Genomic DNA, 14854 nt, shown 5'->3' with positions numbered 1-14854 from the left:
TCTGTGACAGATCGCCGCAACAGCGATCGAACTCAGCGGACGATGTCGGCGGTGAGCACTTCTTCCAGTGCGGCGAGGTCGCCGGACTGGGCGGCGGCGACGAACGTCCGTACGAGGCGCCGGTGCGCGGTGGTGCTCACCTGGTGGCGTCGCTCGGTGGCGAGGTGGTTGCGCGCGCGTCGCAGGAGTTGCCGCGCATGGTCTTCGCCGAGGTGGAGGAGCTCGGAGATCTGGCGGTAGGGGTAGTCGAAGGCCGTGCGCAGGAGATAGACGGCTCGTTCGGCGGGTGTCAGCCTCTCCAGCAGCAGCCGGATCGCAGTGTCGACCGCCTCTCGTCGTTCGGCTGCCGTCTCGGGCCCGGCGGCGAGGTCCACTGTCTCGGGGAGCCAGGAGCCGGCGGAGGTCTCTCGGCGCCTGCGGGCGGACTGGGCGACATTGAGGGCGAGCCTCGTGGTGGTCAGCGCGAGGAACGCCGGCGGGCTGATGACGACCGACCGATCGGCACGGGCCCAACGCAGCCACGTCTCCTGCACCACGTCCTCGGCTTCGCCCACGTCCTGCAGGACGCGCAGACCGATCATGAGAAGCCGGGGCGCGGCGCTGACGAACGCCGAATCGTCTCCGTCCCCATGTGTGATCGACCGGTCATGGGTCCGCTCTGCGTGATCTTCGTACGACTCCAACAGGCTCATGGTCACGATGGCGGCTCCGTTCGACAGCTGGCATCCGGTGATGCCACTGCGATCACGGTCGCTGCCCGTGCTGCTCCATCGCGCCCTGGGAACACCGTGGTCGGTACCCTGGCCCGCACCGTGGCGGGCGTCGGGGCAGCGGAGACGCTTCGGACAGTGGGATGCTCCGCGACCACCCGGCTCATCCTGCGGCCGGTGTCACCAGCAGATTGCTGGGCTTGATGACAGAACGGTAGGTTACGTCTCCATCTAGGATGTAGCGCCGGTTTCTCCCCATGTTCAGCGGTCATGGGGCAACGAACAGATGATCGTCGGGGGCAGTGCCATGGCAAGCAGAGGTCCCGGGTCGCAACTTCGCGGGCGGCAGCTCGAGTGCGAGACGCTGGATCAGCTCGTGGCGACGGTGCAGGACGGCCACAGCTCGGTCCTGGTTCTGCGCGGCGAGGCCGGCATCGGCAAGACGGCGCTGCTGGAGTACGCGCGGGACAGCGCGTCCGGCTGCCGGATCATCAGAGCGACCGGCGTGGAATCCGAGATGGAGCTGGCCTTCGGCGGGCTGCATCAGCTGTGCTCCCCGTTCCTGGAGCATCTGGGTCGCCTGCCGGGCCCCCAACGCGACGCGCTCGGGACGGCGTTCGGCCTGAGCGCGGGAACTCCTCCGGACCGCTTCCTGGTCGGGCTCGCGGTGCTCAGCCTGCTCGCCGACGTGGCCGAGAAAGGGCCGCTGGTCTGCCTCGTCGATGACGCGCAATGGCTCGACCAGGTCTCCGCGCAGACCCTCGCCTTCGTCGCGCGGCGCCTGCTCGCGGAGCCGATCGGGCTGGTGTTCGCGGTGCGCGAGCACCACCTCGGACAGGAGCTGAAAGGGCTGCCCCAGCTCGACGTGGGACGGTTGAGCGACAGCGACGCCCGCGCCCTGCTGGACTCCGTGACTCCTGGACGGCTCGACGAGCAGGTCCGGGACCGGATCGTCGTCGAGACGCAGGGAAACCCGCTGGCCCTGCTCGAACTGCCCCGGGGGCTGACGCCGGCGGAGTTGGCGGGTGGATTCGGGCGGCCCGACGCGCGACCGCTGGCCAGTCAGATCGAGCAGGGCTTCCTGCGGCGGGTCCGGGCGTTGCCGGCCGAGACACAGCGGCTGCTGCTCATCGCGGCGGCCGAGCCGGTCGGGGATGTGACCCTGCTGACTCGCGCGGCCGAGTTGCTGGGCATCGAAGTGTCCGCCGCGTCGCCGGCCGAGGCGGCGGGGCTGATCGCCATCGGTACGCGGGTGCGTTTCCGCCATCCCCTCATGCGCTCGGCGGCCTACCGCGTCGCGTCCCCGCAGGATCGGCAGGACGTCCACCGGGCGCTGGCCGACGCGACCGATCCCCGAGCGGACCCCGATCGCCGGGCGTGGCACCTCGCCAACGCGACGGCCGGCCCCGACGAGACGGTGGCCGCCGAGTTGGAGCGCTCGGCCGATCGGGCGCAGGCGCGCGGCGGAGTCGCCGCGGCGGCGGCGTTCCACGAACGGGCAGCCGAGCTGACCCCCGATCCCGCGCGCCGCGGCGCCAGGGCCTTGGCGGCGGCACGGGCCAAATACCAGGCCGGCGGGTACGACGCCGCGCTCGAACTGCTGGACGCAGCCGAACTCAGCACTCTGGACGAACGCGAACTCGCCCAGGCCGACCTGCTGCGCGGTCAGATCGCGTTCGCCTCCAGGAGCGCCGGTTCCGCTTTCCCGCTGCTGCTCAGAGCCGGTGAGCGCCTGGCGCCGCTGGACGCCGGGCTGGCTCGCGAGACCTACCGCGACACGTTGAACGCGGCCATGAACGCGGGCCGGCTGCCGAGCGGCGCCCAGGTGGTGGACATCGCCGAGGCGCTGCTGGCCGCACCGCCGGGGCCGCCGCCGGAGCGCAACGACCTGCTCCTGAACGGCGTGGGCATGGCGCTCACAGAGGGTTCCGCGGCGGGCGTGCCGATGGTGCTGCGGGCCCTGGAGTCCTTCCGCGCCGAAGGGGTCTCCAGGGAACAGGGCCTTGGCTGGCTGCCGTTCGCGTCCCGGATGGCCCATAACGTCTGGGACTTCGACAGTTGGTCGGTGCTCTCCGCGAGACTGGTCGATCTGGCACGCGAGGCGGGCGCACTGTCGGTGCTGCCCTCAGCCCTCCATATGCTCGTGTCGAACAGGGTCCTCGCCGGTGAGTTCGCCCTGGCCGACGCGCTGGTCGCCGAGGCGGTGACGATCGGCGAGGTGACGGGCAGCCGCTACCTGGCCCAGTACGCGGCCCTGATACTCGAGCCGTGGAGAGGACGAGAGGCCGCGACCCGTCAGGTGAGCGCAGCGATCACGCGGGACCCGGCCATTCAGGGGGAAGGCAAGGTGGTGACCGCCACCCAATGGGCGAGCGCGGTGCTCTGCAACGGCCTCGGCCGGTACGAGGAGGCGTACGTCGCCGCCGAGCGAGCCTTCGAGCACCCGCAGGAGCTCGGCGGGACGGCCATCAGGTCCACGGTCGAACTCGTCGAGGCCGCCGTCCGGAGCGGGAGGCCCGCCCGGGCGGCCGAGGTCGCCTGGCGACTCGACGAGATGGCCCGAGTCAGCGGCACCGACTGGGCCCTCGGGACCTCGGCGTGCGTACGGGCCCAGGTGAGCGACGGAGCGGACGCCGACGTTCTCTACCGCGAGGCGATCGAGCGGCTCGGCCGCACCGAGGTCCGGACCACGCTCGCCCGCACCCGGCTGCTCTACGGCGAGTGGCTGCGCCGGGAGAACCGCCGCCTCGACGCACGCGAGCAGCTGGGCATCGCATACGAGCTGCTCGGCGACATGGGGGCCGAGGCGTTCGCGGAACGCGCCCGGCGCGAGCTCCAGGCCACCGGTGAGACGGTACGCAAGCGCACCGTCGAGGCACGCGCCACTCTCACCGCCCAGGAGGCGCAGATAGCGCGCCTGGCCGGCGACGGGCTGACGAACCCCGAGATCGGCGCTCAGCTCTTCATCAGCCCGCACACCGTCGAATGGCACCTGCGCAAGGTCTTCACGAAGCTCGGCATCTCGTCACGCAAGCAGATCCGCACCACGCTGCTCGAAGGCGCGGCGCTCACGGCCTGAGGATCCGCGGCCCGCCGTCGTCCGCGAGCGGGATGGTGATGTGACGAGCGTCATGTCACGAGCGGCCTCCCCCACTTTGTCTCTGTAGCGACGGTCCATGAGTCACCGCCGGGCCAACGGCGCGATGGTCGTCGATTCGAGAGACGATGCGGGAGAAGAGATGTTCATCAAGAAGAGGTTGTTCATCGCGGCCGTGTCGCTGATCGCCTCTGCCGGTGGAATGACGGCGCCGGCCTCGGCCGACGACGGCGGCGCCTCGATCAGCTCCTGGGGCTTCCCCGGTGAGGGGTCCGACTGGCAGCCGGTGACCTACGCCGGCGGGCAGATCACCAGCAGGTCCACTCCGGGAGAGGCGCGCGACGACCGCGGCAACATCCTGCACGCCTGGCGCGGCGCGGACAACGACTCCATCTGGATCTCGTTGAACAACGGGCCCGCGTACTCGCTGCCCAACGCGCAGACATGGACGCCTCCGCGGGTGATCTGGACGGACGACGGGGGCCGCGGCAACTTCCGGATCTTCCACACCGGCACCGAGGGCCACGTCTACCAGCATCGCGTCCAGCTCAGCCCGAGCTACCAGCTACCCGCCACCCTGCCCAGCTGGACCAGGATCCCCAACGACACGCGCACCACCGACACCGAGCCCGTGGCGGCCGCCGCGCTCCCCGGCAACTCCTTCATGCTCGCCTGGAACAGCCAGTCCACCGACGACATCTGGACGATGTACTACAACGGCGACACCGGCACCTACAGCTCACCCAGCGTCGTGCCGGGCGCGCGGAGCAAGGACGCGCCGGGACTGGCCGCGCAGGTGGGCACCAACGCCGACCCCGCTCCCTGGAACCAGATCGTGCTCGCCTTCACGGGCACCGACAACTACGTGTACATGTCGCGGCAGCGGTACGGGACCGGCAACTGGACGAACCCGTTCCGGGTCTATGCGACAGGCACCCCGGGCTACACGAGGAACGGCCCGTCCGTCGCGCTCTCCCGAAGCGGCTACGGCGTCATCACCATCACCGAGGACCGTGACAACACCATCGGCAGTTACATGATCTCGCGCGACGGCGGGTGGAGCGGCTACTACGAGGAGAACAGCTTCGCGCTCTCACCCGGCAGAACCCCGCTGGCCGTGGTGGCCGGTACCGATCTCTACTACGTCATCAACGGTTCGGCCGGCGGCAAGAGCGGCGTGCTGTGGAAGAAGGTCTACGACTTCGCGGCGATGCCCACGCCGTCGGCCCCGCAGTGGTGAAGCCGGCGAACACGCAGCCGGACGACGCCATCGTCACCGACGCCGGCTTTCGGCGTCCGCGTCCTTCTCGGAGAGATCACGTGAGAATGGTCCGACCAGCGGCGGCCTTGGTGTCCGTCCTGCTGCTCTCGTTGTCGTCGCCGGGCATCACCCCTGCGGCGTGGGGGGCGTCCGCCTCCCCGACGTCCGTGACCGCACCTGCCACGGCGGAGGACCCGCCGTGGGCCGGGCCTGGAGCGTCCGGCCCTGACCTGAGTCACAGCAACCGCACGGCCCCGCCGGCCGGACTGCCGGACTGGTCCCGCGCCGGGTACCGAGGCGGCCAGGAGCTGCCTGAGGGCGATACGGATCTGACCGGCGACGCCTCCTGCCGCATCTCGCCGGAAGAGCTCGCCTCCTCCTACAGGGTGACGGCGGACGACGGGACCGACGACACCGCCGGACTGCAGAAGGCGATCGACCGCATCAAGAGCGACTGCTCGCCGAACGCCAACTTCAACCGGCTCTCGCTCATCGAGCTCCCGGCAGGCCGGATCGACATCACCCGGCAGATCTACGTAGATGCCGGATTTCTGATCGTACGGGGCAAGGGCTCCGGCGACGGCGGTACCCGGCTGGTGTTCAGGCCCGGCCTCCAGACCCGCTACGACCAGGTGATCAACGGCCGGTGGGATCAGGAGAGCATGATTGCCGGCACCGCTCCCGACATCGGCAACGGTGGCTGGATCTGGCCTGGGCGTGGCATGTTCCGCGTCCAGACCCGGGAGGTGGCGACCCGGTACAAGGACGACTGGGAGCTGGCCTCCAGCCTGCCCATGCGCAAGGACCTCTACGAGGGCAGCGTCAACCAGCACTGGGCCTCCGGCTTCAAGGTGGCCGGCGCGGCCGATGACCCGGGCTTCTCGGCACGAGCGGGAGGCACGGTCGTGCGGCTGGACGCGAAGGCCGACATGACCAAGTTCAGGCCCGGCGGCTATGTCTGGGTGGGCGCGGCCAACAGCAGGAAGTTCTACGCGCAGCAGGGCATCACCGATCAGAGCATGATCGAGGCGCTCCACATGCGGCAGGAGATGTTCCGGCTCCGCCGCATGGACGCCACGGCCAAGACGATCACGCTGGACCGGCCGCTGAGGTGGGACCTGCCGGTGAATTCCGAATCGGACGGCTCCGAACCGCTGAACGGCGGCGGCCCGTACGCCAGCAAGGTCACGCCGCTGAAGGTGGTCGAGGGTGTCGGGTTCGAGGACTTCTCCTTCACTCAGGACATGAACGGCCTGCCGAAGATCGGCGGCCAGGAGACGTACTCGCTCACTCCCGAGCAGGCCGTGCACAACTACGGCAACCTGGCGCCCGAGTACGCCATGCACGGCATCGTGTTCAAGTGGGCGGCGAACAGCTGGGCGCGCGGGCTCAAGGCCACGATGACCGGTTCACACCCGATCGTCACCGAGGTGGCGCGCAACCTGCAGATCGAGCGCAACAGCTTCGACGGCGCCTGGAACAAGGGCAAGGGCGGCAACGGTTACGTGCGTGGCAGCCGCGTGTGGGACTCGTTGTGGGCGCACAACCTCAGCCGCAACCTGCGCCACTTCACCTTCCAGTGGTCGGCGGGCGGCAACGTCGCCTTCCGCAACGACCTCGACTCCGACCTGAACCTGCACGGCGGCTGGGAGCACGACAACCTGTTCGAGCAGAACACGGTGCGAGTCCCCTACGAGCATCGCTCGGCCAGTTGCTCCGCCAACTGCGGTGGCGAGGGCGGCGAGATCGACGCGGGCACCTGGTATCCGATCTGGTGGGCGGCCGGGCCCAAGGCGGGCAAGTGGGCCGGCTCCTCCGGGCCGCAGAACGTCTTCTATGACAACACGCTGAGCAAGCAGACCACCGCCGGCGGCCCTTTCGAGCCGTACAGGCCGTACGGCGCCCAGGCCGGCACCGCCTTCCAGTTCGCTTCGGACGACTCCGACCCACGCGCGTTCCTGCCCCTGAGCCAGAACGGGCAGGCGATCACGGACTGGACCGGACGGGAGACCCTGAACTACCAGGGCAACGGAGTGGCCGCCCTCGACGTGGGACACCGGCAGTCGCTGTTCCTCCGCGACATCGGCGGCGAGCTTCCCCCACGTGACCCGAAGCTCGTCGAGATCAAGGCGGCCACCTGGAACATGGCCGGCGCGTCCTCGCAACAACAGGGCGACAGGTACGCGACCGCGCTGCCCGCCTTGCACACCCGGGAGAGTCCTCCCAGGGAGAACGACATCCTGGCCCTGCAGGAGACCGGCTATCCCACCGACCGGCACTATTGGGGCAAAGACACGATCGCGCAGACCGACTACGTCAAGAGGATGCGCGACGGCAGCACGAACGCGCCTCCCGTCGAGGAGATCTGGCTCAGCCGAACCAGTGGAGGCCGCGGCGGAGGTTACCTCTACTGGCTGAACACGAACGTCGACACCGGTTCCGGCAGCCCGGAGAAGATCAATCTGGCCGTCTGGACGCGGAGAAGTGTCCAGAGGGACGAGATATTCGTCGTCCCCGGAGCGACCCGGAACGGCGTTCACGAGGGCAAGTCCCGTCCCGCGCTCGGCGTCAACTATTGCGGGGTCGTCTACTTCACCTGGCACGGGGCCGCAGCAGGCGGCACGGACAACGTCACGATGCTGCGGAACATCAGGAGTCATATGCAGACCGCCGGCCCGAACGGGCAACCGCTGCCCTGGGTGGTCCTCGGTGACTTCAATATGGAGGCTTATGGGCAGACAGGATTGTTGACCGCCCTCGGCGACGACTCCCGTCAGTTCGACGTACTACCCTCCAGCGGACCCACCCGGCCCGTCACGGGACGCACCATCGACTACGCCGTCACCCAGAACGGCGTCACCCCGGCGCTCTACAGGGGGTACGGGTTCGGGACGCCGATGACCGACTTCGAAATGTCGGACCACCTTCCCGTCGAATACGACTTCTCCTATCTCACCGAGGACCAGCGGTGCACGACGTCCCAACCGGCGCGGCAGGCGAAGGCCGTTCCGCGAACGACGCAGAATCTCAGGAGCGCCTCCAGCACCCGCTCTCCCTACCCTTCGGGTGCGGGAACGCGGCCCGGCAGCAGCCGCCTCAAGACCAAGACGTTCGCCCGGTCCGAGCAGAGCGCGCACAATTTCCGGTTCCTGGCCGCCGGTGACGACCCGGGACACTATCGCGTCCTGCACAGCTTCACGCGTACCTATCTGGGCCAGGAATCCGGACTCGCCGACGCGCCGGTGGTTCTCCAGGGCTCCGACGACGGCGACTCCCAGCTCTGGCGATTGCTCGACATGGGAGACGGCACCTGGATATTGCTGAACAAGGCCACCGGCCAGGCGTTGACCGCCCTGGATCGCGCTGACGGCGAAGAACTGGTGGGTCGTGACCTCGCCGACGAATTCGATCCCGACCAGCGCTGGTTCCTCCAGGACGCCGAGAACGAGGCGCTGGACGTCGATGAGATCGTCACCGGCGCGGGATCGGCCATGACCGTACAGGACTCCGATCCGGAACCCGGCACGCCGGTGGCGCTCGAACCCGACAGCGACGATTCCGAAGAAGAATTCATGCCCATATACGCCGACAAGACCGAGGATTATTACTGTTACTACCTGGTCCACAAGGGACTGTATGTCAATTCAACGGCCACCAACCCCGCGGTCGGCGACGGCAACCTGCTCACGCTGAACGAATTCCGTCCCAATGACGGCGGCTACATGTTCTGCACCCCGCCGGCCGACAGGCATGCCTCACAACTGACGGCGGTGGGCCAGTACGACGCGCAGGGCCGCTTCCTCAACCTCGGCGCTGTCGGCCCGGGTCTGCTGGCGCTGAGCACGTCCTACGGGCTCACCTGGAACTGGAAGGCCATCGCAAGCTGACCGCCGGCGGCGTTCTACCGGCGGCAGCGCGCCCGCCGTTCACCACACCAGATCACGACCCATGACGGACGCCCTCGCCGGGCCGCGGAAACGGCCACGCCAGTGCCGTACGCGCGCCCCGGCGAAGGCCCGGCATCTTCGTTTCTCGCCAGGCCCTGGCGCGGGGGCCTGATCACAACGAGCAGTCCCGCTCCCGGTGCTCGTCGAGCGTGCGGAGCACGTCGGCGCATGCCTGCGCGAAACCGGCCAGCCGCTCGGGGCCCAGCACGTCGATGAACAGAGCGTGCACCAGCTCGGTGTGCTCGGGGACGGCCTTGTCGATCGCCGCGTAGCCCTTGTCGGTGAGCCGCACGTCGGGATAGCGGCGGTCGTCGGTGTCCACCCGCTCGACCAGCCCGCGCTGCGCCATCCGGGTGAGCTGGTGGGACAGGCGGCTCTTCTCCCACTGGGTCGCGACGGCCACCTCCGCGACGGGCATCTCCCGCCGCTCGGACTCCGTGAGCCGGACCAGGACCTCGAAGTCGGCCGCGGACAGGTCGCACTCACGCTGCAGGTGCTGCTGCAGGTGTGAGCCGAGGTGCTTGGCCATTTCGATGTACGTGCGCCACATCCGGTCGGCCTCGCCGATGTCCTGCTCCCATCCCATGGCGCCCACTCTACCGGTTGCTTGACGTATCAACCTGGCGCTGTATGGTGGCCTGGTTGACACATCAACCTATTCATATGAGGGGACCGTTTCTGTGAGCGAGCAGCAGATCATCGCCGTGGTGGGCGCGACCGGAGCGCAAGGAGGCGGGCTGGTCCGCGCGATCCTCGACGACCGCGGCGGGCGGTTCGCCGCGCGAGCCCTGACCCGGGACCCGGGCTCGGCGCGGGCCAGGGAGCTGGCCGCTCTGGGGGCCGAGGTCGTGGGGGCCGATCTCGACGACGCGGGCAGCCTGCGCAGGGCCTTCGACGGCGCCCACGGCGCCTTCGTGGTGACCAACTTCTGGGAGCCGCGCACGCCCGAGGAGGAGCGGGCACGGCCCGCGACCACCAAGGAGCGGGAGCAGGCCGGCAACGCCGCGCGGGCTGGCCGGGAGGCCGGCGTCCGGCATTTCGTCTGGTCCACGTTGTCGGACACCCGCGGCTACTTCCGTCCGGACGACGGGACGCCGAGCTTCGAGGGCACGTACAAGGTGCCGCACGCCGACGGCAAGGCCGAGGCCGACCGGTTCTTCCTGGAGTCGGGCGTGCCCACCACCTTCCTGCAGGCGAACGTCTACTACGAGGCGTTCCGGGACATGTTCGCACCCCGGCGTGACGAGACGGGCGCGCTGGTGCTGCCGCTCGGCTTCGGCGAGGCGCGGGTGGCCGCGCAGGCCGCGGAGGACGTCGGCAGGACCGCGCTGGGGATCTTCCGCCAGGGGAACGGGATGGCCGGCAGGCGGGTGAGCGTCGCCGGGGCCGTGCTCACCGGCGCGCAGTACGCCGCCGCGCTGAGCCAGGCGCTCGGCGAGCCCGTGACATACCAGGCGGTCAGCCCCGACATGATCCGGGCCGCTGGGTTCCCGGGCGCGGGCGAGGTCGGCAACATGCTCCAGTACCTGATCGCAGCCGCCTCGGACATCGCCGAGCTCATCGACATCGAACTACTGCGCGAACTCAACCCGCGACTGCAGCCGTTCGACGCGTGGCTGGCCACTCACCGGGACACCATCCCGCACTGACCGGCACCCGTCCCTTCCCCGCACGTGGTCACGCCAGAAGCCATCCACCCCTAATCAACTCGGCCCCCTACAGGGGCGGATGCCTGGGAACAAGTGGGCACGCACAGAGGGGGCAAGGAGAGATCATTCCCCATGCCTTCCCAACAGGGACCGTCTACGCCAGACACCGCTAGATAGCCGCAGGTGGAATCCATAGTTCCGCTGCTTCGCTCTCCCGACTCCTAAAGCGGGTGCCGCAGGTTCGAACCCTGCCAGAGGCGCCAGGCTCTACCAGCAGCAAAGCGCCTTTGACCAGCGAAAACGCCAGTCAAGGGCCTTGTCTTACGTCCGGCGCTGTACGACTGTGATCGAGCGGCTGCGGCCAGCTCTTCCCAATCCCTTCCCACGCCGCCCGATGTGGGATCACAAGTGGATCAGCAGAAGTTACTACTGCGAGCGTGACCGCGATTCTGCGCGGGTTGGCAGAACCTGCATGATTTGCTGATGTTCTGCCCGTAGGGCTACGGCCGCCGATGGAGCGCCGAGGCGCCCCCCTTCGTCGTCCCCTCCCAGGAGGCCGGCGGCTTCGCTGACGATGTGACAGTCCTGATCTCAGGAGATCTGTCCTCGAATCCCCGTGTGGTGGAGAGCGAGGTGTGCCCCAACACCTGGAACGACTCCATGGTCACGTGGCTGGTGACGCCTGAAGGCTCGGTACGGTCGTGCGCCGAAGGCCGCCTGATCACCGCGGGCTGCGTCGAAGCCGTCCGAGAGACGACCGCCCTGTTCGCCAAGCTCGACTATCGGTTCGGCGGCGGACACGCCCGCTCCACGGTCGTCCAGTACATCGCCATGGAGATCGAGCCACTGCTCAAGCACGTACGCCCGGACACGACGCTCGGCCGGCAGTTCCTCTCGGAGACGGCGGCCATGCTGCGACTGGCCGCCTGGATGGCCTACGACACAGGGCTGCACGGCCTGGCCCAGCAGTACATGACCAAGGCGCTCATGCTGGCCCGCGAGGCGGGCGATCGGATGCTCGGCGGCCGCATCCTGGCCGGCATGAGCCACCAGGCCAACTACCTGGGCCACTACGGCATGGCCGCGAACCTCGCCAGGTCCGCCCGCATGGGCGCCGAAGGCGCGTCCACTTCGACGGCCATGGCCCTGTTCAACGCGATGGAGGCCCGCGCGCTCGCCTCCCAGGGCGACCAGGTCGGCGGCAGCCGCGCACTGGGCGAGGCTGAGCGATGGTTCGAACGCCGGAATCCCGAGGACGACCCGGTCTGGCTCAAGTACCTCGACGAGGCCGAGCTGACGGCCGAATTCACTCACTGCTTTCGCGATCTGGGACGGCATCATCGAGCAAGAGACCAAGTACTGGAAAGCGTGAAGCTTCAGAGAGCCTCTACGTGCGAAGCCTGTCGTTCGTGAGGACCATCCTCGCCACGAGTCATGTAGCAGGGGGCGATCTGGAGCAGGGCATCGCCGTGGCTCGCGAGGTCGTGGCCACGGTGGCCGATCTTCGGTCGGCACGCACTCGTCGTTATGTCCGGGAGTTCATGAGTCAGCTCGCGCCCTACGGGAACGACCCGCTCGTGCAGGACTTCACGATCTATGCCGAAGCCAGGCTGGCACGACGGGCGGCGTAGACGGTACGGCGGATCATGCCTTTTTGCTTCAGTCGCAGCCGCCAGTCGCGTTCTGCTGCGAGAAGACCGACCGATGTTCACCGAGGCCGCACATGTCTGATGAGACCGCCAGGGGCCTGACGCTGAACGATCAGAGGCGACCAGCACCCAGTCTTGACTTAGAAGCCTGCTGACAAAGGATTTGGGCGCTGAGGCCGGGACAGGGATGCCCTGGTCGAGCCCCATCTTCGAGCGATGCGCCCAGCGGCGGGCAGAATACGTGCGTACCCGGCGAAAGCGGTTGCGCAGGTCGTCATGATGGTGACATGACGTGGACAGCACCCGACGTAGAGCGGGGACCTCGGACGGACATGGCCTGTGGCGAACGCGAGATGCTGGATGACTGGTTGAAGCTCCGCCGGCTGTTCCTGCTGCGCAAATGCGCCGGCCTCACCTCCGAGCAGCTGAAGACCGCCGCCGCGGAGCCGTCCAACCTGACGCTGCTCGGTCTCCTGCGGCACATGACGGAAGTCGAGCGCTGGTGGTTCCGGGAGAAGTTCCTGCACGAGAACCTGCCCGAGCTGTACATCACGGAGGAGTACGAAGACGGCGACTTCGACCTGGTGGCCGACGCCGACGCCGAGGCCGACTACGCCGCCTTCCTCGCGGAGACGGCTGCCTGCGATGCCGCGGTTGCGGACATCGACCTGGAGGAGCTGGCCGACGCCCCCCGGGCGCCGACCGGCAAGGTCAGCCTCCGCTGGATCTACATCCACCTCCTGGAGGAGTACGCGCAGCACACCGGGCACGCCGACCTGATCCGAGAGCGCATCGATGGGGCCACGGGAGCGTAGCGGCTCTCCCGGCATCACCCGTATCCAGGTCCTGCCACCTCACCGACGTACCCGCTGATCAGCTGAGCGGTGGTCAGCCGTAGCTCCAGGACGCCGAGCCGGCTGACGAAGGCTAAGCGCTCGTGGGCATGGGGCCGTAGAGGGCGTGGTGCTCGGGCCTGTGCTCGTAGATCCGCACCAGTTGGCGGTAGCGGGTCAGCCAGGCGAAGGTTCGTTCTGCCACCCACCTGCGCGGCAGCACGACGAAGCCGCGGACGTCGTCGGAGCGCTTGACGATCGTGACGGTCAGGTGGAGCACGTCGCGCGCCCAGGTGAGCAGGCGCCCGGCGTGGAGGCGGGGTGAGGAACGAGGGCGGGCCCTCCGTGGGCGGTCGACGGGGATGGGTGCCGGCCCTTCTTGCCCTTGGTGAGGACGAGGCGGGGCCGCGGCATCGCGGGACGAGCCGCCGATGGCCCCGCTCGGCCAGCCGGGCGCCGGCCCCACCTGGCGCCGGGCGGCCCGCTGCTCCTGAACGGCTGCCAGGTCCCGCCGTTGCCCGCCCCCGAGATTGGCGAGCACACCGACGACGTGCTGGTCGACCTGCTGTCCCTGTCGCCGCCGGAGCCGGCGTCCCTGCGCGCGGACGGCGTCGTCGCCTGACCTCGACTCTTCGGGAAGGCACTCGACCTCCGGGCGGGCTCGCGCGTCGGGGAGGGCGAAAGGGGACCTTCACTGATGACAGATGCCGACGAGGCTGCCTTCGACGACTTCCTCGCCACGAGAAGCACCTCGTTGCTGCGTACCGCGATCCTGGCGTGCGGGGCGACGCGGCACGACGCCGAGGACCTGGTCCAGCACGCGCTGGAGAAGGTCTACCGGAACTGGCCGCGGATCAGGCACGACAACCCCGAGGCGTACGCGAGGAAGGTCGTCGTGAACGCGGCGATCAGCAGGGCGAGGCCGTCCAGGAGAGCATGTTCGCCCGGCCGCCCGAGACCGCCGCCGACTCTCCCGACCTCGACCTGCGCGACACGCTCATCGGTGAGCTGCGCAGGCTGCCGCCCAGGATGCGCGCCGTGCTCGTCCTGCGCTACTGGGAGGACCAGTCCGAGCAGGCCACCGCGGCCCTGCTCGGCTGCTCGGCCGGGACGGTCAAGAGCCAGGCCGCGCGCGGGCTCGCCAGGATCCGCCAGAACATGGATGTCGCAAGGGAAGTGACGAGATGACGATCGAGGACGACCTCGCCGAGGCCATGGCGGCGCACGTCGCCGAGGTTCAGGCCGGGCCCGGACTGGGCAGTGCCGTACGCCGGGGGCATCGCGCCCGCGTGAGCAGGCTCCGCGTGGCGGGGGCGGTGATCGTCACGGCGGCCGTGGCCGTGACCGTGCCGGTGATGCTGAATCCCGGATACGGATCCTCGCTCGGCCGCCACAGACCACCCCGCGTACGCCGCGCGGTGCTCCGGCACGACCGGGAGCCGCGATGCGGCGGTCAGTCGCGCTGACGGAGTTCTTCGTTGATCCGCAGGGCCTCGGCGAGCTGGTCTTCCAGGATGATGATGCGACACGCCGCCTCCAGCTGGGTGCCCGCGTCGACGAGTTCGCGGGCGCGAGCGGCCAGGCGTAGCTGGTAGCGGGAGAAGCGGCGGTGGCCGCCTTCGGAACGCAGCGGCTCGATCAGTTTCGCGGTGCCGAGGCTGCGCAGGAACGCCGGGGTGACTCCGAGGATCTCCGCGGCCCGCCCCAT

12 protein-coding genes and 2 pseudogenes are annotated in these 14854 nt (G+C 69.0%); 10 read left to right on the top strand and 4 right to left on the bottom strand.

All coding sequences use genetic code 11. The features are described from left to right. Positions 1 to 32: 32 nt before the first annotated feature. The gene (locus ACNF49_RS08860) at positions 33 to 692 is read right to left on the bottom strand and encodes a sigma-70 family RNA polymerase sigma factor (RefSeq protein ID WP_482943371.1); all 660 of its coding nucleotides are present in this window, start codon (positions 690 to 692) and stop codon (positions 33 to 35) included. A 304-nt stretch (positions 693 to 996) separates the two neighbouring features. On the opposite strand from ACNF49_RS08860, the gene ACNF49_RS08855 reads away from it, so the two are divergent. From ACNF49_RS08855 to ACNF49_RS08845, 3 genes are all read left to right on the top strand, one after another. Further along, a complete protein-coding gene (locus ACNF49_RS08855) occupies positions 997 to 3789 on the top strand; it encodes an ATP-binding protein (protein WP_498702266.1) in 2793 nt (930 codons plus the stop codon). Positions 3790 to 3949: 160 nt separating this feature from the next. Next, positions 3950 to 5047: a hypothetical protein gene (locus ACNF49_RS08850; protein WP_482943369.1), complete on the top strand. Its 1098-nt coding sequence runs from the start codon at positions 3950 to 3952 to the stop codon at positions 5045 to 5047. Positions 5048 to 5454: 407 nt separating this feature from the next. After that, entirely contained in the window at positions 5455 to 8955 is a 3501-nt protein-coding gene (locus ACNF49_RS08845) for an RICIN domain-containing protein (RefSeq protein ID WP_482943368.1), read from the top strand. 172 nt (positions 8956 to 9127) lie between these two features. Here the strand turns inward: ACNF49_RS08845 and ACNF49_RS08840 are convergent, their stop codons facing one another. Continuing rightward, the gene (locus tag ACNF49_RS08840; protein WP_482943367.1) at positions 9128 to 9601 is read right to left on the bottom strand and encodes a MarR family winged helix-turn-helix transcriptional regulator; all 474 of its coding nucleotides are present in this window, start codon (positions 9599 to 9601) and stop codon (positions 9128 to 9130) included. Between the two features lie 94 nt (positions 9602 to 9695). Between ACNF49_RS08840 and ACNF49_RS08835 the strand changes: the two genes are divergently transcribed. The 4 genes from ACNF49_RS08835 (at position 9696) to ACNF49_RS08820 (ending at position 13128) form a co-directional block, all read left to right on the top strand. After that, the gene (locus ACNF49_RS08835; RefSeq protein WP_482943366.1) at positions 9696 to 10664 is read left to right on the top strand and encodes an NmrA/HSCARG family protein; all 969 of its coding nucleotides are present in this window, start codon (positions 9696 to 9698) and stop codon (positions 10662 to 10664) included. Positions 10665 to 11240: 576 nt separating this feature from the next. Further along, the gene (locus ACNF49_RS08830) at positions 11241 to 12077 is read left to right on the top strand and encodes an NsdA family TPR-like regulatory protein (RefSeq protein ID WP_482943365.1); all 837 of its coding nucleotides are present in this window, start codon (positions 11241 to 11243) and stop codon (positions 12075 to 12077) included. Further along, the gene (locus tag ACNF49_RS08825; protein ID WP_482943364.1) at positions 12074 to 12295 is read left to right on the top strand and encodes a hypothetical protein; all 222 of its coding nucleotides are present in this window, start codon (positions 12074 to 12076) and stop codon (positions 12293 to 12295) included. The genes ACNF49_RS08830 and ACNF49_RS08825 overlap by 4 nt, the downstream gene beginning before the upstream one ends. A gap of 371 nt (positions 12296 to 12666) precedes the next feature. Then, entirely contained in the window at positions 12667 to 13128 is a 462-nt protein-coding gene (locus ACNF49_RS08820; RefSeq protein ID WP_482943363.1) for a DinB family protein, read from the top strand. A 163-nt stretch (positions 13129 to 13291) separates the two neighbouring features. Here ACNF49_RS08820 and ACNF49_RS08815 read toward each other — a convergent pair. Next, positions 13292 to 13414, bottom strand: a pseudogene (locus ACNF49_RS08815) (transposase); the annotation flags it as partial. 429 nt (positions 13415 to 13843) lie between these two features. Here ACNF49_RS08815 and ACNF49_RS08810 point away from each other — a divergent pair. From ACNF49_RS08810 to ACNF49_RS08800, 3 genes and pseudogenes are all read left to right on the top strand, one after another. Continuing rightward, a pseudogene (locus ACNF49_RS08810) lies at positions 13844 to 14068 on the top strand (sigma factor); the annotation flags it as partial. A 14-nt stretch (positions 14069 to 14082) separates the two neighbouring features. Further along, complete coding sequence (locus ACNF49_RS08805) at positions 14083 to 14334, top strand: sigma factor-like helix-turn-helix DNA-binding protein (RefSeq protein WP_482943361.1); 252 nt, start codon at positions 14083 to 14085, stop codon at positions 14332 to 14334. Then, complete coding sequence (locus ACNF49_RS08800; protein WP_482943360.1) at positions 14331 to 14612, top strand: hypothetical protein; 282 nt, start codon at positions 14331 to 14333, stop codon at positions 14610 to 14612. Before ACNF49_RS08805 ends, ACNF49_RS08800 begins: the two co-directional genes overlap by 4 nt. Here the strand turns inward: ACNF49_RS08800 and ACNF49_RS08795 are convergent. Then, positions 14600 to 14854, bottom strand: coding sequence for a MerR family transcriptional regulator (locus ACNF49_RS08795; RefSeq protein ID WP_358005295.1), 255 nt, complete (start codon positions 14852 to 14854; stop codon positions 14600 to 14602). The genes ACNF49_RS08800 and ACNF49_RS08795 overlap by 13 nt on opposite strands.

The sequence above is a fragment of the Actinomadura sp. ATCC 39365 genome, from assembly GCF_054392275.1.
The sequence above is the reverse complement of the archived record's forward strand: the minus strand, read 5'-3'. Positions and strand labels throughout refer to the sequence as shown.